Here is a 24884-nt window from a genome sequence, read left to right on the forward strand (position 1 = left end):
GCTTGCGTTTTCGCGCGTCCCTAACCCCTCACCCTCACCCTTCCCCTCACCCTTCCCCATGACCCCGCGCGTCGCTCAAGCCGTCGATCCGGTGTTTTTGCAGGTGCTCAATCTGCTCGATCGCATTAGCCGAGATGAACGTCCGCTGCCGCAGGAAGAGCGGCTCAGGATCGTGGCCCTCTTGGATCAGGCCGAGGCCATTGTGGGCGCGGGAACGGAATGGGATTTGGCGAAATACGCGATCGTCTCGTGGATCGACGAGATGTTGGTGGAAACGCCGTGGGACGGGCGCGATTGGTGGAGCAACAACGTCCTCGAAGTCGAGGTCTTCAACACGCGGCTCTGCAACGAACTGTTTTATTCTCGGGCTCAAGAGGCTTCGACGCTGGCTCGTCGTGACGCGCTCGAGGTGTTTTATGTTTGTGTCGTGCTCGGATTCCGAGGCCTTTATCGCGATCCGAATTTGTCGACGATGTTTTCCGCTGCCCATGGCTTGCCGCCAGATCTAGACACATGGGCCCGGCAGACTTCGCTGGCAATCCGGCTCGGGCAAGGCCGTCCGGCGCTGGCGCCTCCGCGGCGCGAGATCGCCGGGGCTCCGCCGCTGCGCACCAAGCCGCTGGTGGCGTGGTCGTGGCTCGCGGCAGTGTTGCTGGCGGCCGCGGGAGTGGTGTATTACGGCATGTTCCTGGCCGGCTAGAGGCATGTTGGGTGCGTGTAAGTTAGCGGCAAGGCGCTAGCCGCCGTTTTTCGGCCGCCGCGCAGCATTCGACCGGCGGCTAGCGCCCTGCCGCTAACAAGGCATGCAACCCGGCAATTTTTAGGGAAGAAAGGCCATCGCACGGATGAGTCAAGCTACCGCACCCGCAGCTCCGCCAGGGGGCGCCGCTCCCGCGCCTCCCGCGCCGAAACCGCCTGGGAAAATCAAATCGTTTTTCATCCGCATCGGGGCCATTCCGAAAAAACTATGGCGGATGTCGCTGCCGGCCAAGGCGGCTTGGCTAGCATTGATCGCCCTGGTGGCGGTCGTCGTGCTCGCATGGACGGCGTTTCTGGCCGATGCGAATAGCGTTCCCTGGCGCCATTCGATGACGCCCGGTCGCGTGCTGGCCGTTGTCGTGCTGGTGGCCCTGATTCCGCTCGTGGTTTATCGGGGCCTGAAGCTGTGGCTCGAAGGCGACACATCGCGCTTTCCCGATCTCGACTTCGCCTGGCGTGCCGGATTAACGGCGCTCGAGCGCAACGGGCTCGACATCGCCACCGTTCCCGTGTTTCTCATTCTCGGTTCGTCCGGTGAGCGGCAGGAGCAGGCGCTCTTCGATTCGACCGGGCTTCCGCTGCGAGTCCGGGCGGTGCCCGAGGGTCCGGCCCCCTTGCATTGGTATGCAAATCCCGAGGCGATTTTCATCTGCTGCACGGAAGCGAGCTGGACCAGCGGATTGGCGGCCTTCGAAGCGGCAAAGCCGTTGGCGGAGATGGCGGCGATCCTGTCGAATTTGGAATCGTCGGCGGCTCCGGCCGCACCGGCGCCGGCCCAACCGGTGTTCGGTTTTCAGCCGGCCGGCGGCATGCCGATGGCTGCGCTGCCGGCCGCCCCGGCCCCTCCTCAATCGCCTGTTCTGGCGGCGCCGCCGCGGCCAGCCCTTCCGGCCCCGATGCCGGCCGGAGGGGGCGATGATATTCGCGGCACGATCATGCTCGGCCAATATGCGGCCAATCTGGCCGCGCAATCGCCGCCGGCGATGCCTCAGGCTCCGCAATATGCCGCTCCGCAACAACAGGCATTCGCTCCGCCATCGGGCGAAGATTCCGGCAGCTTCAAGGGCACGATGATGCTGCAGTCGCCGCTGCAACTGACGCCGCCGGCCGCCCCCCAATCGCCGCAATACGCAGCGCCGCAATTCGCGCCCCCGTCGAACTATGCCGCGCCCCAGCAATATGCCGCTGCACCCGCTTACGCTCCTGCTCCAGCGCAGTCGTATGTCGCTTCCGCGCCGGCGCCGCGCCAAGCCCAAACCGCGCTTTTGGCACCGCAAGAATCAGCCGAGCAACTCGAAAAACTGCAGCATGTCTGCCGTCTTTTGCGCCGCGCCCGCTCGCCGCTGTGTGCGGTGAATGGCATTCTCACGCTCCTGCCGATGCCGGCGATCCAAGGCTCGATTCGCGAGGCCGAGGAATTGCAACGGGCCGTGAAATCCGACTTGCGAACGATCGATCGAACGTTGGAATTGCGCTGCCCCGTTACGGCGCTGGTGGTCGGCATGGAGCAGGAGTCGGGCTTTCGCGAGCTGGTGCGCCGCGTCGGCCGAGAGCGGGCCGTCGTGCAGCGATTCGGCCAGCGATACGATCTGCGAAGCGTCGCCACGGCGGAAGAAATGCACGCCCTCTGTGCCCACGTTTGCGGGGCGTTCGAAGATTGGGTCTACACCCTGTTCCGCGAGCAGGGAGCTTTGTCGCGGCCGGGCAACATGCAGCTCTACAGCTTGCTTTGCAAGGTGCAATTGAGCGTCAAGAACCGGCTCGCCGAAATCCTCGCCGGCGGCTTCGGCTACGACCCGACGCACGCCGGCGATCCCCCGGTATTATTTAGCGGCTGCTATTTCGCCGCCATCGGCGAAACGGAAGACCGGCAGGCATTCGCCAAGGGCGTGTTCAACAAGTTGATCGAAGAACAAGAGCAGGTGGAATGGACGCCGCGGGCGCTGGCCTCGAATCGCCACTATCTCTGGCTGGCCTACACCGGCCTGATCCTCGACGCCGCGCTAGTCGTCGCCCTCGGCGCGATGGCCGCATGGCGCTGGATTCGCTAGCAGCGAATCCGACCGCGGCACACTAGCCCGAAGCGTTAGCGAGGAAGCCGTTGACAGACGCGACCGGCTCCGGTGTGCGTGAGTTGCGGGCCGCCGTTTTGAGACGGAGCGTGGCCCGGCGCGTAACCGGACCAGAGAACGCATCGTCTGTCAACAATTTCCTCGCTAACGCTTCGGGCTACAATTGCGATGCGTATTCCGCCAGCGGGCGATCAGCACACTAGCCCGAAGCGTTAGCGAGGAAGTCGTTGACAGACGCGACCGGCTCCGGCGTGCGTGAGTTGCGGGCCGCCGTTTTGAGACGGAGGGTGGCCCGGCGCGTAACCGGGCCAGAGAACGCATCGTCTGTCAACAATTTCCTCGCTAACGCTTCGGGCTACAATTGCGACGCGTATTCCGCCCGGCAGGCGATCAGCCCGCTTCTTTGCGGCGCGAGGGAGCTTGCGGCTGATGGTCCCAATGCGGGCCGCGGAGAATGGCCGGCGCGGTCGGTTCTGTCGAGGGCAGCTTTGATTGCGGCTGTTTTCCCCGCCGGGCCGAGATTTGCGCCAGCACGCGATGAGCGGTTTCCAGCGCCGCCAGACCAGCCTCGCCTGTGACCCGCGGTTCGCGGCCGGTGCGAATGCATTCGACGAAATCGCGCTGCTCTTCCAATAGCGCGTTTTGCGGGGCAGCTTCCATTTCGACAAGCGGCAGCAGCGTTTCGAAGCGGCGCTCGCCCGGTGAAGCGGCGAGGCTTTGCTGCCCGGCGATCGACTCGTTCGCCGCGAATTCGACGATCGTCGAGCGGCGCGTGTTGAAATCGATCTCGACGTGAGCATCGGCTGTCCAGATCTGCATTTGCCGCCGCGGCCGATGGCTGACGCGTGAAGCCGTCAGATTGGCCACGCAGCCGTCGGCAAACTCGATCCGAGCTTGGGCGAAATCCTCTTCGCCTCCGATGACCGTCCAGCCAACCGCAGCCACGTCGCGCACCGGATTGTCGACCGCGCCGCCGGTATTAGCCGCGTCGCTTGCGGCGCCGGCGTCATCGCTTCCTCGCCGCTCGCCCCTCGCCCCTCGCCGCTCCGCCGAGAGCCATAGCGCGATATCCAAATCGTGGATCATCAGGTCGAGCACGACGCTGATGTCGGTCGAGCGGAACGAATAGGGACCTTGGCGCACGGCTTCAATATAACGCGGCTGGGCCAGCCGCGCCGCCAATGGCGCCAGCGCCGGATTGAACCGCTCGATATGGCCGACTTGCAGCACAACGTTGTTCCACCGGGCCGCTTGCACCAATTCCCGCGCCTCGGCGACGGTGGAAGTGATCGGCTTTTCGACGAAAAGATGAATGCCGCGCTCGGCCAGTTCCAGCGCGACTGCATGGTGGAACCGTGTGGGCGTCGCGATGATGGCGGCATCGATTTGCGGAATTAGCTCGCGGAAATCGGCGGTTTCGGCAACCGTGCGTCGGCCGGCGGCGATGTTATTTTCAGACGCTACGGCCCGGCGAGCTTCCGGCATCGGGTCGGCAACCCCGACAAACTCGACGCCCTCCATGCCCGAGAGCAGTCGGGCGTGGATTCGGCCGAGATGCCCGGCGCCGATCAATCCGATTCGCACATTCTTCACGCGGCCCGCCTCCGTTCTCGCGCCCGGCCATGTTTTCCTTCCTGCTGATCTTGGATGAAGCTCAGCAGCGCATTCACGTGCGGCACCAGTTGGTCGTTCGATCGCAGGATTTCGCGAGCATGGTCGAGGCCGACCTTGGCCCGATAGAGCAGCCGATGCGCTTCCGCCAGGCAATGGATTGTTTCGGTGGAGAAATCGTTTCGCTTGAGCGCCACGACGTTGATGCATCGCGGCCGGGCCGGATTGCCGTCGGAGAGCATATACGGCGGCACGTCGTGCAACACGCGGCTGATGCCGGCCGTGAAGGAATAGCTGCCGAGCGTGGCGTAATGATGAACGGCCACTCCGCCGGAAAGCGACGCATGGTCGTGAATACGCACGTGTCCGCCGAGCAAGGTGGCGTTGGCGATGATGATGTGGTCGCCGAGCCGGCAATCGTGAGCCACGTGGCAGCCGCCCATCAGAAAATTATGGCTGCCGACCGAGGTGATCCCGTCTTCTTTTTCGCTGGCCCGATTGATCGTGACGGCTTCGCGGATGACGTTGCCATCGCCGATGATCACTTGTGTGTCGGTGCCGCGGTAGCTGATGTCTTGCGGATGGCCGCCAATCACCACTCCGGGAAAAATATGATTATCGCGGCCGATCGTCACCCGGCCCATCAGCGTGACATTGTTTTCGAGCCGGGTGCCGCGGCCGATCCGAACGTGCGGCCCGACCACCGAGAACGGACCGATCTCGACATCGTCGGCGATCTCCGCCCGGGGATCGATCGAAACATGGTCGGCGATGCGCATACTCATCGGCGGAGCTCCGCGGAAATCTGCTGAAGACGAGTGTTTGATGAAAAGCCTGGGAGACTTTCGCTCGATCGCACAACGCCGCGAGGCACGGTCGTGCCGCGGCCGTTGTCGTTTGCTGCTACGCGCTTTTCCGCCATTCGAACCGTTCCCCTTCTTGCAGCACTGCCTGCACCAACTGCGCATTCAGTTTGTGCCCGCTGCGGTGCGCCACGAAATTGCCGACCAAATCGCATCCGGATAATGACAGATCGCCGACCATGTCGAGCACCTTATGGCGCACGCATTCGTCGGCGAAGCGAAGTTCGTTGTCGATCGGGCCGTGGTCGTCGAAGACCAGCAGGTCGCGCATCGTCGCTCGGCCGCCGAGCCCTTGGGCCAAAAGCCATTCGGCCTCGCTTTTGAGCATGAACGTTCGGCAGGGGGCCAATTCGGCACGAAACGTCTCCGGCATCACATGCACCTGATACGTCTGCCGGCCGATGCCGTTGCCCAAACCGTAATCGAGCCGATAGCGGGCCGAAAGTCCGCTGCCGGGCGTGGCCGGACGGGCCTCGATCCAACTGTCGCTGGTGCCGACGCGAATCGTCTGGTTGACGAACACTTGATTGCGCCAAGCGTTCTGAACGACCGTTCCGGCCTGGTCGAGGCATTCGACAAACGGTTGCGACGAGCCGTCGCAGCCTGGCAACTCCGGCTGATCGATCCACACTTCGCAATTGTCGATCTGCAAGCCGTACAGGGCCGCCAGCAGATGTTCGACCATTTCGACCGTCGCGCCGCCGGCGACCAACGTCGTGCGCCGCGGAACATCGACCCGATGGAAGACGCTGGCCGGAATCCGCACGCGGCGAATCAAATCGCTCCGCACGAACACGACACCGGAATGCTCCGGCGCGGGCCGAAATTCGACGCGAACGTCTTTCCCGCTCCAATATCCGAACCCCTCCAGCGACACCGGCTCAGCGATCGTTCGTTGTTTGCGCGGTGTGTGAACCACAGAGGTGCGTCCGAAGGCGAGCAGGGTGGTCGGCAGGCAGTTTGAGTTCATCGTGTTGGCGCTCGTAGCGGTCGAACGGGGTGACACCCTGCCCAACGAGTCGCACGCGCCGGTCGTTCCGCGGGCAATTCCCAACGAGTGGGATCCGACCGGGGCGACCAAGGCCGGGATTGCGTGTCCGGGCCGATGATTCACGAGTGCGGGTGGTGCGCTCGCCCGAAGCAAACCGGCGCGACGGCGGCATCGCGATCGGACGACTCAGCGCGGCGGATACTGGCCGGAACCAGCCGGCACGCCGACGCCGATCGGAGCCGTCGAAGCGGCATGCTGCGCTGAGCGGTTCAGGCTGGCCAGAATGTCGCCGGTGATATCCAAGCCCGGGTTGACGAACACGACGCTGCGATGCGCGCCGCTGAGAATGGCTTGCGGATCGGAATTGTCGATCGGCGAGCTATCGTACTGCACGACCAAGCCGATGTTGTATCGGGACGAGAATTCCTTGACGGCATCTTGGATGTCGCGATAGGCGGCAAACAGCATCTTGCTTTGCCGTTCGACGAATTCCTTGTTCTTCAGCGATTTTTGCACGTTCAGGTCCGCCGAGCGCTTCGTGATCTCGGTGTCGAGGCGGACGAAGTCGGGCGTGCCGGCGGCAAACGTCTTCTGCTGGTTCATGAGGTTTTGGATCTCATTCGCCTCATTGCGGAGCTGCTTTTCCGTGGCGATGACCTCGGCCTGCAGGTTGCTCATTTCCTGTTTGAACTTGGTGTCGTTCTTCAGGATTTTGCCGATGTCGATAACGGCGATATTTTGAGCGTTCGGCGCGCCGCCTTGGCCGCGGGCCGGTGCAGCCAAGAACAAGGCGGCCCCTCCCGCCAGCGATGCGACGGCCAGAACGGCCGAGATCCGAACCAATACACGATGAATCTTCACGGTAGCGCTCCTTGCTAGCCAGCAGCATGTCGTCCCTGACAGCGGCGCGGTCGCGACAAGCGACGACGCGAGTTCGTTTCGATCCCGTGCCCCTTCTGTCGCTGGAAACCCGGGCAGTCCAAAACGAGGGCGGCATTGTGTCGAGAAGTGCCGCGGAGGTAAAGAGCAAAAAATTGATTCGGGCGTCCGACAGGGGCTGCTGCGAGTCGGAAGCCGCCCAGTGGTGGCCGAACGTCGTTTCAGGCGATAAACTGCCACAAAAAACCGCAAGGATTCTTCCCTTGCGGTTCATGAGATTACGGGCATTACTAGCACGCCTTCGTCTTGATTGCTTCTTTCAATCGCTGCCGCCAGTATTCAGGATTACGTTGAATCTCGTCCATGAATCGGCTCGCAATGTCGCTTGGCGTTTTTCCCTGCTCCCACTCGCGCTGAATGCGTGCCGTCGAAGCCGCCCGCAAAGAATTGATTCGGAAGGCGGGCGAGGCTGAATCCGTTCGTTGCCTGCCCCTCCCTTCGCTTATAAAGCGAATTCGCCGCTGAGACACGGGCCGCTGGCAAGGCTCGCCCCTGGCACACAACTCTCACCCACCACGAAGCCGGCCGCATGGTTGTAACCGCGGGGTTTGTCGGGTATTTTCGAGTGTCTGTAGCGCTCGCCCTCCGGCCCCCAATCCCACCCTGATCGTGCCCCCGCCATGCCCGTTGATCTGACTGCCGCCGCTCGTGCCGCTCGGGACCGTTTGGACTCCCAGGTTTATGAAGTCGTTCAGTGGCATTTTCATCCGTCGACGGGTTGCCCGTTCTGGTTGGAAATGGCGTCGCGGCTGAAATTCAATCCGCTGAAAGAAGTGAAAAGCTTCGCCGATTTGAAGAAATTCCCGCCGTTCCAGGATGAATGGCTGCGAGGCGGGCCGGTGCGGCGGTGGGTGCCCAAGGCCTTGGCCGACAAGCCGATCTTCGTGTTCGAAACCGGCGGCACCACCGGCATACCCAAAACCCGCGTGGCGATGGAAGATTTCCGCATCGACTACGAGCTGTTCAGCGAATCGCTACCGGATGAATTCTTTCCCAAGGGGTCGAATTGGCTGATGCTCGGCCCATCTGGGCCGCGGCGGTTGCGGTTGGCGATCGAGCATTTGGCCCAGCATCGCGGCGGCATTTGCTTCTGCATCGATTTGGATCCGCGCTGGGTCGTCAAGCTCATCAAGCGCGGCTGGATGGAGCATTTGGAAGCCTACAAGCAGCATTGCATCGATCAGGCAATCACGATTCTCACCGCCGGCCACGACGTCCACTGCATGTTCACCACGCCCAAATTGCTCGAGTCGCTCGCCGTGGGCTTGGAAAAGCAAAACAGCTCGCTTCGCAAAGCGGGGATCACGGGCATTTTTTCCGGCGGCACCGAGTTCACGCCGCAGTGGACCCGATTCGCGACCGAAGAATTTCTCGACGGCGTGTACATGACTCCGACCTACGGCAACACGCTGATGGGCCTTGCCGCCTCGAAGCCGCCGACGCCGGAAGAAGGCTACAAGATCACCTATTTCGCCCCGCAACCCCGGGCCGCGATCGAAGTGGTCGATTTCAACGATAGCGATCGAATTGTCGACTACGGCCAGACGGGGCGAGTAAAATTGACGACGCTGACCCGCGAATTCTTCGTTCCCGGCTTCTTGGAGCGCGACGAAGGCGAGCGCGAGCCGCCGTACGAAAAATACCCCTGGGACGGCGTAAGCGGCGTGCGCCCCTTCCACGAACTGGCCGAAGCCACGACCGTGGGAGTTTATTAGGGGCGAGGGGCGAGGGGCGAGTCAACTTGAGGTGAAGGTATTTATTGATGCTTGACTGCGTATCGCGCTTCAAACCGTTTCAGAGCCCGTCTTCGTCACTCGCCCCTAGCCCCCCGCCCCTATGAACATTCCCGTCCTTCGCTGGGGTAAGCCTTACGAATCGCTGGAGAAAGATGAAGTGGTTCACTTCATCACCGGCGAACCGGTTGCCCGCGTGAGCCAAGCCGGCGGCGGGCTGCTCGAGCGCGACATGCGTCATGCCCCGACCGCCCGCAAGCTGCTCCGCGAGATGCCCTGCGAGGAGTTGATCCAGCGGATCAAACGGGCCGGCGATCTCTATCTCAACGACACGCTTCCCCTCGGCGACGGCACGCAATCGCCCGACGAATTCGCCCGCGCCCAATCCGCCACGACGGGCCTGCCGGAACACATGTGCAAGGCGAATATGGCGAAGAATTTCTTCGTCCTCTCGCACATGGACCAAATGCTCGAAGCGCTGACGCGCGGCCTGCCATTGGATGTTCTCACCCGCGGCTTTGGCGTGGAAAGCCGTGGCGTCGTGGTGAGCTATCAAGCCCAGACTCCAGCGCTTGGGCTGGTGCTGCCGTCCAACTCGCCGGGCGTACACACGCTGTGGATGCCGGTGATTCCGATGCAGATCGGCTTGGTGCTGAAGCCAGGGCCGCAAGAGCCGTGGACGCCCTATCGCATGGCGGCCGCAATGGTCGAGGCGGGAATTCCCTCGGGCGCGATTTCGATTTATCCCGGCGGCGGCGATGTCGGCGCGGCGGTGCTTGCCAGTTGTTCGCGGAGCTTGATTTTCGGCGGCACGGCCACGGTCGATCGCTACCGCGGCAATCCGGCCGTGCAAGCGCACGGACCGGGCTTCAGCAAGATTTTGCTTGGCGATGACGCCGCCGATCATTGGCGCGATTATCTCGATCTGATGGTGGAAAGCGTTTATGTCAACAGCGGCCGCGGGTGCATCAATTGTTCGTCGATCTGGGCGCCGCGGCATACGCGCGAGATTGCCGCCGCGATTGCCGAGCGGATTGGCCCGATCGAGCCGCGTCCGCCGGAAGATCCGCAGGCCGGCCTGGCGGCATTCACCGTTCCCGGGGCCGCCGCGAGCATCTGGAAGATGATCGAAACCGATCTGCGCGAAGGGGGCGTGGAACATGCGACCGAGCCGTTCGGCCCGCGGCTGGTTGAGATGCCGCGTTGCGGCTATTTGCGGCCGGTCGTGGTACATGCCGAATCGCCGGCGGCCGCGATCGTGAAGAAAGAATACATGTTCCCATTCGCGACGGTGGTAAGATGTCCGCAGGAACAGATGCTCGACGCGATTGGGCCGACCTTGGTTTGCTCGCTGATCAGCGACGACGCCGCACTTCAGCAATCGCTAACCGACGCGACCCACGTCGACCGTTTGAACCTGGGCCCGATTCCGACTACGAAGCTCGATTGGCTCCAGCCGCACGAAGGCAATATCGTCGATTTCCTGTTCCGAGCCCGCGCGCTGCAAATCCCGCCGGAGCGGCGGGCGAAGCTCAACCGGCAATAAGAACCGTTCGCCGATCCGGCCCGCCACTATATTTCGACCGCCGACCAAATGACGAATGTCGAAGGATGAGTGTCTAAAGAATGACGAAGCACGAATGACGAGGTGGACCTACGAAAGGGCCATTCGTCATTTGATCATTTGTCGTTCTTTCGTCATTCGTCATTAGGAATTCGTCATTCCCGCATTCCCGCCTCGCCCCTAATCCCCGCCCCTACCTTGGTTCCTTTCGACTACTATCCGCGCACGCGCATCGTTTTCGGCCCCGGCAAGGTCGAAACGCTCGGCCAATTGGCGGGCGAACTTGGCGCGCGGCGCGTGCTCGTCGTCAGCGATCCGGGCGTGATCGGGGCAGGGCACACGGCTCTTGGGATTGCGGCGCTCCAAACCGCCGGCGTCGCAACGCAACTATTCGACGGCGTGGTCGAGAATCCAACGACCGACAATGTCGACGCCGGGGCCGCGCTCGCTCGGCGGTTCGAGCCGCAATTGATCGTCGGCTTCGGCGGCGGCAGTTCGATGGATTGCGCCAAAGGGATTAATTTCCTCTATTCCGGCGGCGGACGGATGCAAGATTATTGGGGAACCGGCAAGGCCACCCGGCCGATGCTGCCGATGATCGCCGTTCCGACCACCGCCGGCACCGGCAGCGAAACGCAATCCTTTGCCCTGATTTCCGACGCCGAAACGCATGTCAAGATGGCCTGCGGCGATAAGAAAGCGTCGTTTCGCGTCGCGCTGCTCGACCCGGCGCTGACGGTGACGCAGCCGCTGCGCGTCACCGCGCTGACCGGCATCGACGCAATTGCCCATGCCCTGGAGACCTACGTTTGCCGCGTGCGAAATCCTGTGTCGCTGGCGTTCAGCCGCGAGGCATGGCTGCTGCTGGCCGATAATTTTCAGCGTGTGCTCGATGATCCGAGCGACCTGTCGGCTCGCGGCGGGATGCAGCTTGGCGCTTGTTTTGCTGGCCTGGCGATCGAGAATTCGATGCTCGGCGCGGCCCATGCGTTGGCCAATCCATTGACGACGACGTATGGCATTCCGCACGGCCATGCTGTCGGCCTCGCGCTGCCGCACGTGATTCGTTTCAACGGGGCCGAAGTGGGCGGCTGGTACCAAGATCTGTTGGAATGCACCGGCGGAAGCAACGGCTATCCGTCGCCCGAATCGGGCGCGGCAGGCTTGGCCGACTTCGTGGCCAATCTCGTCCGCCGCGCGGGTCTTGCCGACCGACTATCGGAATGCGGCGTGGAACACGAGCGGCTTGAAGAATTGGCCACCGAAGCCGCCCACCAATGGACCGGCGGCTTTAACCCGCGCAAGGTCGCCGAAGCGGAATTGCTCTCGCTGTACGAAGCGGCATTTTGAAGCAATCCGCGGCCGGACTAGAACTCCGCGGAACCGGCGCGCGTGTCCGGCTTAGCTCGCGATTCGAGTTCCGCGATCCGGCCGCGTAGGTGGCCGTTCCCCTTTTGCATTTCCGCCATCTCTGCGGATTGTCGTCGAAGCTCATCGCGGGCATCACGCAAGCGATCGTCAACGGCTTCCCGTCTCGCTCGCTCCGCCGAAAGCCATTCTTCAAGCTCAGCGACCTTTTGGATGAGGGCGACAATAATTTCGGCATCTGTTTGCATCGCGAACATAATCCTATCACGACCGGCATCCGAGGCCTTCACTGACACCTTCCATGGCGTGCTTCGGGGATCGGCGGTTTTGGAATTGCTGGGCATTGCAGAGATTCTACCAGACGCCAAAGACCGCTACCGATACTGGCCCGCTTGACTGTATTGCATTTGCAGTACAATTTTCCGTGAGGAGCAAGGTGCTGCATGGCGACCGGTCGATCGCAAAAACAGACTTCGTCGCGCCGCCAAGCGAGTTCGTTGATGGTGCGGCTCGACGCCGAAAGCAAGGATTTTTTGGCCCGAGCGGCAAAGTTGCGGCAAATCAGCATCAGTGACTACGTGCGGCTAGTAACCGTCGCACAAGCTCGCCACGAAGTCGGATCTGCCCGCGAGCAGATCATTGCATTGTCTCCCGACGAGCAACTCGCATTCTGGGAGGCACTGAATCGGCCCGTCAAGCTCACCACCGCGCAGCGCAAGCTAGGCAAGCTGATTCGCGGTGTTATGTGAGCGGAGCCCGGGGCATTCCGCCAGGCTACCATTTTGAAATCCTGCGCCGCGATCATCCTCGAAACAAATTTCGTTGCGGCTCGGCGAAGGTTGACCAATGGTTGGCCGCCAATGCTTTGCAACAACAGGAGAAGCATCTCTCTGCCACGAAGGTTCTGCTCGGTCCGGCGGGCCAAATCGCGGGCTACTATACGCTCGCAACCGGACAAGTTGAGGCTGGCGATTTGCCGGCGGAAGTGGCCAAGCGATTGCCTCGTCGGAGATTGCCGATAGCCATTCTCGCTTGGCTCGGCGTTGCTTCCACACGACAGCGGCAGGGACTCGGCGAAGTGCTTTCGGCGCGTGCGCTTGCCGACTGCATTGAGGCCGGCCAAACGTTTCCATTCGTGGCGGTGCTCATCGATTGCTTGGACGCCGCAGCGAAGTCGTTTTTCCAGAGATGGGAATTCGACGAACTGCCCGGCCATCCAATGCGGTTGCTTCTCAGCGCGAAACGCCTTGCGGCGATAACGAAGCCCGCATGATCTGCGGCTGCCATTTTACCGTGTACTGCGTACGTGTCGCCCAGTGGCGAATTGTCCAACGATGGGGCATAATCGGTGGTTCGCTATCTGATTTCTGGCAGCCATGCGCATCGCTGAATGCCCGTTCTTGATACACAAGCGCTTTCGCGATCTTTCAACGGCCGTCTTGCCGTCGATGGCCTGACGATCGCGGTCGAAGCCGGTGAAGTGTTCGGGCTGCTGGGCCCGAACGGAGCCGGCAAGACGACGACGATCAAAATGCTCACCACGCTGCTCCCGCCCAGCTCGGGAACGGCACACGTCGCCGGTTTCGACATCGTTCGCCAGTCGTCCGCGGTGCGTCGGGTGATCGGCTATGTGCCGCAGTTGATTTCGGCCGACGGGGCGCTGACGGGTTATGAAAACCTGCTGATGTTCGCCAAGCTGTACGATATTCCGCGGCGGCAGCGGAAAGCACTGGTGAACGCATCGCTGGCATTCATGGGCCTCTCGGATGCGGGCGGCAAGCTGGTGAACCAGTATTCCGGCGGCATGATCCGGCGATTGGAAATCGCGCAATCGATGCTGCACCAGCCGCCGGTGTTGTTTCTCGACGAGCCGACGGTCGGTTTGGACCCCGTCGCCCGGAGCGCGGTTTGGGAACACATCTTGCGGCTGCGCGACGAGCACGGCACGACGATCTTCTGCACGACGCACCTCATGGAAGAAGCCGACGCCTTTTGCAGCCGCGTGGCGATCATGCATCTGGGCAAAGTTGCCGCGCTCGGCAGTCCCGACGACCTGAAAAAATCGCTCGGCAGGCCCGACGCAAATCTCGACGACGTGTTCATCCACTACTCGGGCAACTCGCTGGAACAGGAAGGATCGTATCGTGAAATTTCAAGAGCCCGGCGCACCGCTCGGCGGCTCGGCTAACGCGGCACTGCCGCCGCGCTCGAATTGGCTGCTGGCCATTCTTTCGTTCGGCGACAAGATGCTGGTCATCGCCGAATTGGAAATCCGCAAGCTCCGCCATGATGCCACCGAACTGTTCAGCCGGGCAATCCAGCCGGCGCTATGGCTGTTGGTGTTCGGGCAGGTTTTCGCCCGGACGCGCGCGATCCCCACGGGCGACATTCCGTATCTTGATTTCATGGCTCCGGGAATTCTGGCGCAAAGCGTGCTGTTCATCGCGATTTTTTACGGCATCGCCATTATCTGGGAGCGCGACCTGGGCGTGGTCCACAAGCTGCTGGTGAGCCCCACGCCGCGGGCCGCGCTTGTGCTTGGCAAGGCACTGTCGGCCAGTGTGCGCGGGCTGGCTCAAGGCGCGGTGGTCTACGCCTTGGCGGCCCTACTGGGAGTGAGAATCAATTGGAATCCGCTGGCGCTCGCGGGTGTTGCGGCGGCCATCGTGCTCGGGGCAACGACGTTTTCCACGTTCTCGTTGATCATCGCCTGCATCGTGAAAACGCGCGAGCGATTCATGGGGATCGGGCAGGTGATGACCATGCCGCTATTTTTCGCCAGCAACGCGATTTACCCGATTTCGATGATGCCGAACTGGCTGCGCGTCGTGGCCCACGTCAACCCACTGACGTATGAAGTCGATGCGCTGCGCACGCTGATGCTCGTGCAGGGAACGAGCACGTTCGGTCTGGCCGCCGACTACGGCGTCTTGCTCGGGGCCACGGCGATCTTCGTGGCGCTCGGCGCGTGGATTTATCCGAATGTCGTTCGCTGAACCATCGCCGACGTGGAAGACGGGGCGGCAGCGGTGTGCGGTTCGGTTGCGCCTCCCTCGCTAACGCTTCGGGCTTGTGTGCGACTCGCTAGCGGTTCGGGCGATTTTCGCTTCGAAATGCGTGGATACTAGCCCGAAGCGTTAGCGAGGGACGGCCGCGGCGGCAAACTGCCGTTCGTGCAGTCACTATTGCCGATAGCCGAGCGATTTCACCACGTCGAGCATTTCTTCGTAGGTGATGAAGCGGCGGCGATGCGAGAGCTTGTACTGATCGACGGCAATCGCCAGTTGCCGCGCTTCGGCCGAGAGTTCATCGTAGCCATTGGTGAATTGCCGCCGCTCGCCGACCGGCGGTTCGACCGGTTCGTAGCTCCGGCGTTCGATGAACGGGAGGGTTGCCGTTTTGGAGTTGCTGCTCATGGTTCCGAATCCTGGGGGTCCGACTCCTGGCCAAGCGCAACACAGAACGAGACACGAGGCGCATAAATCTAGGTTACAGATGGCTGCGGGTCAAAACCCGAAGCAGGCCACCGAGCCGCGAAGTGCGGGTGGAACCGGTTTTGCCGGGTGTGGCGAATCACTGGGCCGCGACGCACCGTTGTCATCGTCAAGCGATCGTCACTCGGCAGCCGGCATTTCTTGGCCCGGCTGGGGGTCGATTTGCACGTCGCGCCATTCCAGGATCGTCGAGGCATCGTCGCCGGCCAAGAACATGCGCAGCCCAAGGCCGAGCACGGGCCCGCCGTCATCCGCCCAATCCGTCTGCCGGCCGAGCCGCACGAGTTGATCGGGATGCCCGTGCGAGCCCGGATAAATGGCCGGCAGAAACACTTGCCCGGCGCCGGCCGCGGTTTCCAGTCGGGCTTTGATCCACAACAGATCGCGGGGAAATCGGGGGGCCATCAGCGCGATCGATTCGATTGTTTCCAGCGGCACCCAAAAATAGTTTCCTTGCGAGAACACTTCGAGAACCGTTCCGAACAGATCGTCGCAATCGCGCAAATCTGCGAACGCTTTTTCGTTGAGCTTGCCGTTGATGGGCGGCGCGGCCTCGGCAGCTTGGGCCAGCGATTCCGTGGCGGCGACTTTGTTTCCCTCGTGCAGGCGATGCAGTGCTTCGAGCCGCAGGCGGACATGTTCGGGCGGCACGTCTTCGAGGAATTTCGGCTGCAAGCCCTCGCGAAACACTTTGCGGCGGGTTTCTTCCGCATCGAGCAGCTTGCGATAGTCGGCCGTGGCGGCCTGCAATTCGAGTTCTTCGTATTGCAAGGCGTCGATCTGCCTGCGAGCCCGATCCAGTTCGCCGGCAAACGCCAGCAATTCGAAGAGAAACAGCCGTTTGGCCTGATCGCCGGGGCTGGCCTTCACTTGGGCCGTCTGCGCGGCGATGGCTTCATCGAGCTTACCGGCCTGAAACAGTTCGCTGGCGGTCATCGGGTTCTCCGGGGAGAGGCGATAGGCTACATGCTATAGACGCGAAGCGTCGGTCGTGGGGCTTTGTACCTCAAGCCTGTAGTCTCAAGCCCGTAATCTCAAGCCCGTAGTCTCAAGCCTTAAGCCTGTAGCCTACGACGAGAGTTCCTGCTGGGCCTTGAAATTCCAGCCCTTGATGTTGCTGTTGGCGGAGCTCAATTCGCCGGTCATCGCCTGCGAAATGTATTTGACTTCGCAAGTCTGGAAGCAGAATTCGACGGTTTCTTCCGGCGGTTCTTTGCCGCGAGTTTCGATTTCATAGCCGACGATGTAGACGCCGCGAAAGGTGATTTCGAGAAACGCCTGGGGCACGATCTGGCTGCTCCCTTGTTTGACTCCGTGCCCGAGTTTTCGCACCGTCACTTTGGCTTCTGAGAAGCTGTTGTACTCCTTGCGCTTCGGCTTATACGAATCGCTCAAGAACGCCTGCATCAGGAAGGGGGAGCTGCGTTCGATCTCTTTCGTGATCTGGAAGCGGTAGTCCTGCGACGTTTCGCCGGTGGGCTTGCTGGTCCGTTCGCGGGCGATGCGGATTTCGCTGTCCTCTTCCTTCTGCTCGAGTTCTTCTTGCTTCCCTTCGTCCATCTTGTCGCGATCGCGCAGTTGTTTCGCTTTGGCGAGCGACTCGGCGCTGCCGAAGCGAAAGAAGGTGATCTCGATTTTGGCGGCGGTGCTCCCGCTGGACGAGCCTGCCCCCTGCGCTTCGCCGGCGATCTGGGCCCGCATTTTCTTGCTGGGAGTGAGTTCGATGAATGCGTCGAGAACGTCTTTTGCCATGGCAACATCTTGCTTTCAAGCGGGGCGATTTCCGTTCACCAAGTGCTGCGCTCGATGAAATCCCAGCCGCCCTTGATGACCTTGCCCATGGCGCCGGTGGCCAACTGCGGGCGGTATTCCGCGCGAATCTTGCCGAACGACATCGTGATCGTTTCCTTGGGCGAAGCATCGCCGCCGATCTCGAACGAATAGCCCACGACCACGAGATCATTGAACGTGTACGTCAAGAAGGCGGCCCGGGTCTTGCCGGTCGCTTTGCGAAGCGTAATGGTCGCCGAATCGAACACGTCGCGGTGTTCCAGGTCTTGGGCGCTGCAATAGGCGCGAAACAAATCGGGCGTCGAGATGTCCATTTCCTTCACGATCTGAAACTTGCACGCCTCGACTTCCGACAGATCCTTTCCCTGATACTGTTTGAGTTCCTTGTCGGAATACTCGGGTGCGCTGTCCTCGCCGCCGAACAAGGAGGCCAGCCCGACCGAGCCGTCGTTTTCCTGGGCCCGGCTCGCGGCGACATTCCCGCGCTCGCCGACCTTTTGCACTGCGTAGAATTCGTCGGTGTCGGAAAAGCCCGACATCGTGCCGAACTTGAACGAGAGGATCTCGATCGATTCGGGGTAGTCGATATCGGTGGATTCGCCGACGACGGGCTGGCCCGACTTCACCAACTGCAGGAAACCATCGCACCACTCGGCAGGCATAACCAGCGTCTTTCAAGAAATAGGTAGCACGAGCCGATGTACATCGGCCCCGGTTCCAACGCTTCTGCGTCTGCCGCGAAGGCCTGCGGAGACGTTGCTCGCTGGAGTTCGATAAACCAAATCGAGCCCGGAAAAGAGAGCCATAACCGGAATCTCGCGATTCGGCGCTGTCCCCTTTTTCGGGCTCGATGGCTTCGGCCTTATGCAGCGGCCAAGCCTAGATCGAATCGAAATCTTGGTTATTGGTGACTTTGCACCAGGAGCGTTCGATCACGTTGCCGAGCTTGCCCGTCTTATCCTGGGGCTTATAGCCGATCTTGAGCGCGCCGTATTCGAAGATCACGGTTTCTTCGGGCACGTCGTCGCCTGAGGACCCCGACCATTCGACGCTCTTGACGGCCACGAGCTTGAAGTCGTAGGCGAGATAGACGTCGCCGGCGCCGCCGCTGGACTTGACGCCCGACTTGCGCAAGCGGAGCTGCACCAATTCGTAGTGGCCGCCCTGGCCGCAGGTGAGCGCCAAGCTTGGCGAGGCCTTGTCGGTCTGCTTCTTGATGGTGAATTCCTTGAATTCGGCTTTGCCGGCCCCGGCCCCGGTGCTGGCCGAGGTGATGTTCACGGTGTTTTCAATGCCGAACGAGAATTCCTTGATTTCGAACCAGCCTTTGAATTGGGTGTCGGTGCTTTCGCCGACGATGGGATCGGCCGCTCCGGCGGGAGTGAAGTTCAGAAACGCATCGAATGCCATAGGGGAAACTCCTTCGAATCGATATTGTCCGAGTCAACGTGGGTCCGAATCAACGGGGGGGGAACAGACAACAACGCGTATTACCCGCCCTTCTTGGGCACTTCCGCCACCAGACGCAATGAGGTCGTCAACGTTTCCAACTGGTAATGGGGCCGCAGGTAGGCAACCGCCTCGTACCAGCCCGGCCGGCCTTCCACTTCGCGAACCTCGACCTTGGCGTCGGCCAATGGATACTTGGCCTTCGTCTCTTCGCTGGCGCCGGTTGGATCGCAGCAAAACTTGCTGATCCAGTCGTTCAGCCATTGGGCACAATCGCGAGTTTCCATGAACGACCCGATCTTATCGCGCGCCATGACCTTCAAATAGTGGGCAAACCGCGAAGTGCACAAAATCAGGTTGAACTTCGCCGAAAGCTCGGCATTGGCATTCGCATCGGGATCGAAATACGTCTTCGGCTTCTGGCACGATTGAGCGCCCATGAACACCGCGTAGTCGGTCCCCTTGGCGTGAATCATCGGCAAGAAACCGAGGTTCGACAGTTCGAATTCACGGCGATCCGTAATCGCGATTTCCGTCGGGCACTTCATCGCGATATCGCCGTCGTCGGTCGGGAAGGTGTGCACGGGCAAGTCTTCCACCCGGCCACCGCCCTCGACGCCGCGGGTGCGAGCGAACCAGCCGTACTTCGAATAGGCATCGGTGATCCGCGTCGCATAGCACCAAGCCGCATTCATCCATAGATAGCTCGAATGGTCCTTGCCATCGACGGCTTCTTCGAAATTGAACTCGTCGACCCGCTTGAATTCCTGGCCGTAGGGCAATCGGGCCAGCGTGCGCGGGAGCGTGAGGCCGACGAAGCGCGAATCTTCCGACTCGCGGAACGACTTCCAGGAAGCGTATTCGACGCTGTCGAAAATCTTGGCCAGATCGCGGGGATTGGCCAGTTCCGTATAGCTGTCGAAGTTGAACATTTTCGGAGCGGCCGCCGCGACGAACGGAGCGTGAGCGGCCGCCGCGACGTTCGAGATCATCTTCAGCAGGCTGATGTCTTCGGCGGTGCGGCCGAATTCATAGTCGCCCACCAGCATGCCGTAGGGCTGGCCGCCCAATTGGCCGTATTCTTCTTCGTAAATCTTCTTGAATAAGGCGCTTTGATCGAACTCGGCCGCCTTTTCCAGGTCTTTGAACAGGTCGCGCTTGCTGACGTTGAGCACGCGAACCTTCAGGTTTTCGCCCGTTTCGGCATGATGCACCAAGTAGTGCAATCCGCGCCATGTCGATTCCAGCTTCTGGAAATCGGGATGGTGCATGATTTCGTTGGTTTGGGCCGTAAGGACCTTGTCGATCTGCCCGATCCAGTGCTTAACATTCGCTTCGACGTCTTTCGAGATAACCTGGCCCGGCTTGACGACTTGATTGAGGAATTGGCGGAAATAATCTTTCGCCCGGGCAGCTTCCTGATCCGACTGAGGCCGGGTGGCGGAAATCACTTGGTCCAAAAGATCGATCGTCTGCGTTTCGCCGGCGGCAACGCTGGCGGTTTGTTCGGCACTACTCATACGACGAACACCTGGTTGAATGTAAAGTTTACAGAAACACACTGATCCGCTTAGGCGCCATGCCCACGGCTTCCGCGCGGGCATGCTCGCGGCTTCTCGGCCGCAGACTACTTCGCCGCCTCGCCACCCTCGGCCGGCGCATCGGGTTTGATTCCCATCTGCTCGGCAAGCTTGCGAGCCGCGTCGGTGTTGTTCAACACCTGACCGAGCAACTCCTCGAGCTTGTCGTTTCCTTCCATCTTGCTCATCAATTGGGTGAGGCGTTGCCGCATTTCGAGCAGTTCGCGCAAGGGGCCGACCTGCTGGGCCACTCGGGCCGGCTCGAAATCGTCCATATGCTTGAAATTCAACTCGGCCGGCAACTTACCCTCGCCGCTGATCTTATTGTCGACCTTGAGCGTCACGCGCGGGGCGGCTTTTTCCAGCACGCTGTTGAAATTGTCGCGATCGATGTTCACCACCTTGCGCTGCTTCAGCGCCGGCAGTTTTTCCTTCGGATTGCCCGACAAATCCGCCAGAACTCCAACCACGAACGGCAATTCCGTCTTGGCCATCGCGCCATTGGTTTCCACGTCGTAGGTGATTTGCACGCGCGGGCGGCGAACCCGGTCGAGCTTATGCTGCGTACTCTCTTTGGCCATCGTCGAAATCTCCTGTCGAATTCTCCGGAAGAGCCGTTTTGCGAATCGTCGTTCGCTGCGGACCAATAAACCGATATTACGAGCCGGCAAGCCGCCAGGGCACGCACTCGACGCCCAAGCGGCTTGGGAAGTTTAGCACGCGGATTCCAGCCGAATCGGCCAATGGAAATCCGATTTTCGAGCGGCGCACTGCCGGATCTTCGCTAACTCATGATAGTTTCGGCATTTACCCTTGTATTGTCAAGCGGCTGAGCCCCGGAATGCAACCCAATAGTCCGGGTTGCGAGTCCATCCGATGCGCCAGCGGCCGCAACGAGGGGCAGACATTGATGCCGGCTTTGCCGACGCTCATTAGTCGTCGCGCGTGACCTGCACATTGCTCACTTTGCCATCGGTAAAATACAGCCAGAATGTGGCCTTTTGGCTCTTGTCATTCCAGCCGTAGGCCTCGAACGGCTTGCCGTCGGAGCCCTTGCCGTTTACGTCGCTATAGCCCTTGCCCAACACTTTCACGCTCTGGTCCTTCGTGTCGCCATATTTCACCCCTTTGATCGTTCCCTTCCAATCGTCGAAGAAGAAACTACCGATAACCTTTTTGCCTTTCACCGTGAACGCGTAGGGGCCATAGATCAGCACCGCCAGATTGTCGCCGTTGACGGTGATCTCTTCGGGCACGCCGCATTTGGCAAACATATTGGCCAAGCTGTCGCCACAAAGCTTGATGATCGTGTCGTCGGTCGGCATTTGCTTGGCTTTGGTGGGCGCCTCATCGGCATTTGCCGCCGCGGCAACGGTCAACAACAATGTCGCCGCAAACAGCGCGGGCGTATTCAGTATGGATGGCAGTCGCATGGGAGAGAGCCTCCGGGAACGGAATGGGCAGGGAACCAGATTTGGCCGAACAGCGAAGAAGCAACCCGTTCGCAACGCCGTGAGTATAGGCCGCCTGCACGAAAATGCGATACCCGCCGCCGGCCGGTGGCGGTGTCTTGCCGGGGATAGATCCCAAAACCCACGTATGGCCGAGGCTCCGCATTACGAACGATTCGTGGTTTGGGCCCAAGCCTTTTGTTCGCCGGCGGTCATGCCGCTCGGCCCTTGCGGCCGATGCATATGTTCAGTATTCTCAACAGTCGCGGCAAGCGTTATCAGATCGGTTTCGAGCGTCCAGGATTTATCGGAAGTGGGCCGAGTATGACACCGCTTTTCGCATTCGAGTACGACGCGAAGCCAATTGGCAAATCCTTGATCATTCATGCCGATTGCTTCGAATGGCTTCGCCGCGTGCCGGAGAATTCGTTCCACGCGATCGTCACCGATCCGCCGTATGGCGTGAAGGAATACGATGCCGATCAACTGGCGAAGCGCGCGAATGGCAGGGGCGGCGTCTGGCGAATTCCACCGTCATTCGATGGGCACACGCGCGCCCCGCTGCCGCGGTTTACGGCCCTTGATGCGGACGAACGGGAGCGGGTGCGCCAGTTTTTCGTCGATTGGGCGCGGCTAGCGGTCCACGCACTGCGGCCTGGCGGTCACGTTCTCATGGCGACGAACGCCTTCATCGCTCAACTACTTTACGATGCGCTCGTTGAAGGCGGATTGGAATTTCGCGGCCAGATCATCCGGCTCGTGCGGACGCTGCGGGGAGGAGACCGCCCGAAAAATTTCGAAGATGAATTTCCCGACGTGTCGTCGATGCCGAAGGGATGTTATGAGCCATGGGGTCTATTTCGCAAGCCGATGCCATCGCGCATGACGGTGGGCGAATGTTTGCGCCGCTGGCAAACTGGCGGCCTTCGGCGAATTTCCGACGACCGGCCATTTGAGGACCTGATCCCGAGCGAGCGGACTCCACGCTGCGAGCGCGACCTCGCCGATCATCCGAGCCTGAAGCCGCAATCGTTCATGCGCCAGATTGCCCGCGCCGCGTTGCCGCTTGGCGAGGGCATCGTCGTTGACCCGTTCATGGGCTCGGGCTCGACAATTGCCGCGTGCGAGGCCGTCGGCGCAACTGGGATTGGCGTCGAGAGGGTTCGAGAATATTACGAATTGGCGACCGTCGCAATTCCGAAGCTGCGCGGATCACTCCAAGCGACCATGTTCTGAATAAATCCAATTGCGCCGCATCTTGTCGAAACCGCTGCGCTTCACGCTGGCAGTAATCGTGCGCCGGCTAGTTCCGGATCGGCCGGAGAATTGCCAATCGGATCTTAGCAGCTTTCCCCCGACAACCTTCACAAAGCGAAATGGCCGTGGTGGTACGCCCCTGCCGGCATCGCGTGGCCCGTTCGCGTCGAATACGAATACCATCAGCCAACTCTCTTCGGCGTTATGGCCCTGCCATCCGCTTGGGTAGCGACTCCCCTCGATCTCGATGCCTTCCGGGCCGTGCTGAATCTCGTCCGCTGGGTATTGACCAGCGGGAATTACGTCGGGATGGCCGTTGTGGTATTTGTTGCGCACAACCGTCTTGCAATGCTTCGGAATCGCCGCGCCCATAAATTCACCGACGATGCTTGAGAAGTTGGCGGGCATCAAGAACGATTCGAGCCGTTCGATTTTCTTCGTGTTCAGTTGGGCGTTGATGAACCCGAGGAATTCGAGAAACTCGTTCATCGCCTCTTTAACGTGGGCGACGGTCACGCCGTAGGGAATGACGGCTTCAGGATTGAACCGTTTCGGATCCAGCGGCGCGGGCGTACATGCTTCGGCTTCATTCATTGCCGGCCATGATTGCAAACTCCCCTGCCGAAGTCAAAAACGCCGTTTTTGAAATTAGGACCGCTGCCAAATTGTCCGCGATTTCGTACAATCGCGATCAGCAGGGCGGGACGGCAAAGGAGATTTTAGCCATGCGGCTGCGCAATTGGTTGTCGATTGGCCGGGCGGCGATTGCGGCGAGTTTTGCAATCGCGATGGCGCTTGTTTCGCAGGCGGCTTTCGCCTGGCCGACGCAGACCAACGTCGGCACGGGATTTCAGAATCTCAGCAATAGCTATTTCAGCCAGACCGGCGTTAATTTCGGTTTCGGCATCCCCACCACGATGCCCAATGGCGGCAGCGCCGTCGTCGGCCTGACTCAACAGGGCAACCTTGGGCAGAACATCATGTTCCAACAAGGGGGTCAGGCGGGAATTCCCTTTGGACTCGGGCAAGGGACAAGTGGCGCGTCGTTCGGCTATTCCGTCAAAACCTCGCTTGGCACCATGTTCTTCGGCCTCACGTCGTCGATGGGCTCCGACCGCGGAATGACGGGCCAAGCCGCCAGCGTAACGGTGATGGACGGCGGCACGGGGTTCATTTCCGACACCTCGCAATCGCCGTTCGTCACCGGATTGGTGCCGGTGGTCGGCGATAACGGCCAAAGCGTTTTGGGCGAGCGACTGCAGCGGCTGGCCAACGGCGAGGGGACGACGAATCAAGCCCAGCTACCCCCCGCCCCCAAACCTGACGCCGGCGGCCAAGCCGATCCGCCGCCGCAAAATCGCCAACTCGCGCCCAATGCCTCCGCCGACGAAAAGGCGGCCGATGCTTTTGAGCGCCGTTTATCGGCTGCACAAGACAAGCCGGTTGGCGAGCCGCTGGCCAGCCTCGCCGAGATTCGCGCTCAAAAAGCGGCCGAGGATCAGGCCGTCAACGAAGCATATCGGCAGAAGCTGCAAATGGCCGAGTCTAGCCTTGCGGCCGGCAAGCCGGGCGTCGCACGGCTCTATTATCAGCAAGTCGTCCGCCATGCCAATGGAGCCCTCAAGCAGCAGGCCATCGAGGCGCTAAAATCGTTGCAGCCGAAAGCGCCGCCCGGCGGCGGCGCACCGCTGGGCGTTTCAGCCGACGGCGCCGGAGCGGCTCGATGAACGATCTGCCTCCGCCGAAGACGTTGGCCAGCGGCAAATATCTGCGGCTGCTGGCCCAGGCCCATTGGGAATTCGCCGAACGCGTCAATGCCACCGGGGCCGTGGTGATCGTGGCCATGACCGACGAGCGGAAATTGTTGCTCGTCGAGCAGTATCGAATTCCCGTCGGCTGCCGGGTGATCGAGCTTCCGGCTGGATTGGTTGGCGACGTGCCGGATGCGGACTCGCATCCTGG

The 24884-nt window shown here is 61.1% G+C and carries 25 protein-coding genes; 11 read left to right on the forward strand and 14 right to left on the reverse strand.

Translation table 11 applies throughout. The features are described from left to right. Window positions 1-58 precede the first annotated feature (58 nt). Complete coding sequence (locus tag VHX65_19905) at window positions 59-700, forward strand: DotU family type IV/VI secretion system protein (GenBank protein ID HEX4000822.1); 642 nt, start codon at window positions 59-61, stop codon at window positions 698-700. A 145-nt stretch (window positions 701-845) separates the two neighbouring features. Next, the gene (locus tag VHX65_19910; protein HEX4000823.1) at window positions 846-2810 is read left to right on the forward strand and encodes a type VI secretion protein IcmF/TssM N-terminal domain-containing protein; all 1965 of its coding nucleotides are present in this window, start codon (window positions 846-848) and stop codon (window positions 2808-2810) included. Window positions 2811-3221: 411 nt separating this feature from the next. On the opposite strand, the gene VHX65_19915 is transcribed toward VHX65_19910, so the two are convergent. The 4 genes from VHX65_19915 to VHX65_19930 all read right to left on the reverse strand — a co-directional run bounded on the left by VHX65_19915 (window position 3222) and on the right by VHX65_19930 (window position 7157). After that, window positions 3222-4424, reverse strand: coding sequence for a Gfo/Idh/MocA family oxidoreductase (locus VHX65_19915; GenBank protein ID HEX4000824.1), 1203 nt, complete (start codon window positions 4422-4424; stop codon window positions 3222-3224). Next, entirely contained in the window at window positions 4421-5227 is an 807-nt protein-coding gene (gene lpxA, locus VHX65_19920) for an acyl-ACP--UDP-N-acetylglucosamine O-acyltransferase (protein ID HEX4000825.1), read from the reverse strand. The genes VHX65_19915 and lpxA overlap by 4 nt, the downstream gene beginning before the upstream one ends. Before the next feature lie 118 nt (window positions 5228-5345). After that, the gene (gene lpxC / locus VHX65_19925; protein ID HEX4000826.1) at window positions 5346-6275 is read right to left on the reverse strand and encodes a UDP-3-O-acyl-N-acetylglucosamine deacetylase; all 930 of its coding nucleotides are present in this window, start codon (window positions 6273-6275) and stop codon (window positions 5346-5348) included. 207 nt (window positions 6276-6482) lie between these two features. Next, window positions 6483-7157: an OmpH family outer membrane protein gene (locus VHX65_19930; protein ID HEX4000827.1), complete on the reverse strand. Its 675-nt coding sequence runs from the start codon at window positions 7155-7157 to the stop codon at window positions 6483-6485. Between the two features lie 698 nt (window positions 7158-7855). Here VHX65_19930 and VHX65_19935 point away from each other — a divergent pair. The 3 genes from VHX65_19935 (at window position 7856) to VHX65_19945 (ending at window position 11882) form a co-directional block, all read left to right on the forward strand. After that, window positions 7856-8950 (forward strand): hypothetical protein, encoded by a 1095-nt coding sequence (locus tag VHX65_19935; protein HEX4000828.1) that lies wholly within the window; start codon window positions 7856-7858, stop codon window positions 8948-8950. Between the two features lie 121 nt (window positions 8951-9071). Further along, window positions 9072-10514: an aldehyde dehydrogenase family protein gene (locus tag VHX65_19940; protein ID HEX4000829.1), complete on the forward strand. Its 1443-nt coding sequence runs from the start codon at window positions 9072-9074 to the stop codon at window positions 10512-10514. 216 nt (window positions 10515-10730) lie between these two features. Further along, window positions 10731-11882 (forward strand): iron-containing alcohol dehydrogenase, encoded by a 1152-nt coding sequence (locus VHX65_19945; protein HEX4000830.1) that lies wholly within the window; start codon window positions 10731-10733, stop codon window positions 11880-11882. Window positions 11883-11899: 17 nt separating this feature from the next. Here the strand turns inward: VHX65_19945 and VHX65_19950 are convergent, their stop codons facing one another. Continuing rightward, complete coding sequence (locus tag VHX65_19950; protein HEX4000831.1) at window positions 11900-12244, reverse strand: hypothetical protein; 345 nt, start codon at window positions 12242-12244, stop codon at window positions 11900-11902. Window positions 12245-12343: 99 nt separating this feature from the next. On the opposite strand from VHX65_19950, the gene VHX65_19955 reads away from it, so the two are divergent. The 3 genes from VHX65_19955 to VHX65_19965 all read left to right on the forward strand — a co-directional run bounded on the left by VHX65_19955 (window position 12344) and on the right by VHX65_19965 (window position 14896). After that, on the forward strand, window positions 12344-12649 hold the full coding sequence (locus VHX65_19955; protein ID HEX4000832.1) for a DUF1778 domain-containing protein: 306 nt from the start codon (window positions 12344-12346) through the stop codon (window positions 12647-12649). Between the two features lie 641 nt (window positions 12650-13290). Then, window positions 13291-14088, forward strand: a complete 798-nt coding sequence (locus VHX65_19960) for an ATP-binding cassette domain-containing protein (protein ID HEX4000833.1) — start codon at window positions 13291-13293, stop codon at window positions 14086-14088. Then, a complete protein-coding gene (locus VHX65_19965) occupies window positions 14045-14896 on the forward strand; it encodes an ABC transporter permease (GenBank protein HEX4000834.1) in 852 nt (283 codons plus the stop codon). The genes VHX65_19960 and VHX65_19965 overlap by 44 nt, the downstream gene beginning before the upstream one ends. 186 nt (window positions 14897-15082) lie before the next feature. On the opposite strand, the gene VHX65_19970 is transcribed toward VHX65_19965, so the two are convergent. The 8 genes from VHX65_19970 to VHX65_20005 form a co-directional block, all read right to left on the reverse strand. Then, window positions 15083-15316 (reverse strand): hypothetical protein, encoded by a 234-nt coding sequence (locus VHX65_19970; protein ID HEX4000835.1) that lies wholly within the window; start codon window positions 15314-15316, stop codon window positions 15083-15085. Window positions 15317-15514: 198 nt separating this feature from the next. Beyond that, window positions 15515-16330 carry a type VI secretion system accessory protein TagJ gene (locus VHX65_19975; GenBank protein ID HEX4000836.1) on the reverse strand — a complete coding sequence of 272 codons (816 nt, stop codon included), beginning with the start codon at window positions 16328-16330 and terminating at the stop codon, window positions 15515-15517. Between the two features lie 132 nt (window positions 16331-16462). Beyond that, a complete protein-coding gene (locus VHX65_19980; GenBank protein ID HEX4000837.1) occupies window positions 16463-17146 on the reverse strand; it encodes a type VI secretion system tube protein Hcp in 684 nt (227 codons plus the stop codon). Between the two features lie 35 nt (window positions 17147-17181). After that, window positions 17182-17847, reverse strand: coding sequence for a type VI secretion system tube protein Hcp (locus VHX65_19985; protein HEX4000838.1), 666 nt, complete (start codon window positions 17845-17847; stop codon window positions 17182-17184). Between the two features lie 217 nt (window positions 17848-18064). Then, a complete protein-coding gene (locus VHX65_19990; GenBank protein ID HEX4000839.1) occupies window positions 18065-18595 on the reverse strand; it encodes a type VI secretion system tube protein Hcp in 531 nt (176 codons plus the stop codon). An 80-nt stretch (window positions 18596-18675) separates the two neighbouring features. After that, window positions 18676-20154 carry a type VI secretion system contractile sheath large subunit gene (tssC, locus tag VHX65_19995; GenBank protein HEX4000840.1) on the reverse strand — a complete coding sequence of 493 codons (1479 nt, stop codon included), beginning with the start codon at window positions 20152-20154 and terminating at the stop codon, window positions 18676-18678. A 107-nt stretch (window positions 20155-20261) separates the two neighbouring features. Further along, complete coding sequence (gene tssB, locus VHX65_20000) at window positions 20262-20795, reverse strand: type VI secretion system contractile sheath small subunit (GenBank protein ID HEX4000841.1); 534 nt, start codon at window positions 20793-20795, stop codon at window positions 20262-20264. 351 nt (window positions 20796-21146) lie between these two features. Then, complete coding sequence (locus VHX65_20005; GenBank protein HEX4000842.1) at window positions 21147-21647, reverse strand: hypothetical protein; 501 nt, start codon at window positions 21645-21647, stop codon at window positions 21147-21149. A 342-nt stretch (window positions 21648-21989) separates the two neighbouring features. Between VHX65_20005 and VHX65_20010 the strand changes: the two genes are divergently transcribed. Then, window positions 21990-22901 carry a DNA methyltransferase gene (locus tag VHX65_20010; protein ID HEX4000843.1) on the forward strand — a complete coding sequence of 304 codons (912 nt, stop codon included), beginning with the start codon at window positions 21990-21992 and terminating at the stop codon, window positions 22899-22901. Here the strand turns inward: VHX65_20010 and VHX65_20015 are convergent. Continuing rightward, window positions 22878-23516: a hypothetical protein gene (locus VHX65_20015; protein HEX4000844.1), complete on the reverse strand. Its 639-nt coding sequence runs from the start codon at window positions 23514-23516 to the stop codon at window positions 22878-22880. The two genes, VHX65_20010 and VHX65_20015, sit on opposite strands and share 24 nt — an antisense overlap. A 131-nt stretch (window positions 23517-23647) precedes the next feature. Here VHX65_20015 and VHX65_20020 point away from each other — a divergent pair, with 131 nt between their 5' ends. Both VHX65_20020 and VHX65_20025 read left to right on the forward strand, forming a co-directional pair. After that, entirely contained in the window at window positions 23648-24649 is a 1002-nt protein-coding gene (locus tag VHX65_20020; protein ID HEX4000845.1) for a hypothetical protein, read from the forward strand. Further along, a partial coding sequence (locus tag VHX65_20025; GenBank protein HEX4000846.1) for a hypothetical protein occupies window positions 24646-24884 on the forward strand: 239 nt, incomplete at its 3' end. The genes VHX65_20020 and VHX65_20025, both read left to right, overlap by 4 nt.

It is taken from the genome of Pirellulales bacterium, from assembly GCA_036267355.1.
In the GTDB taxonomy this organism is placed as follows: Bacteria; Planctomycetota; Planctomycetia; order Pirellulales; family DATAWG01; genus DATAWG01.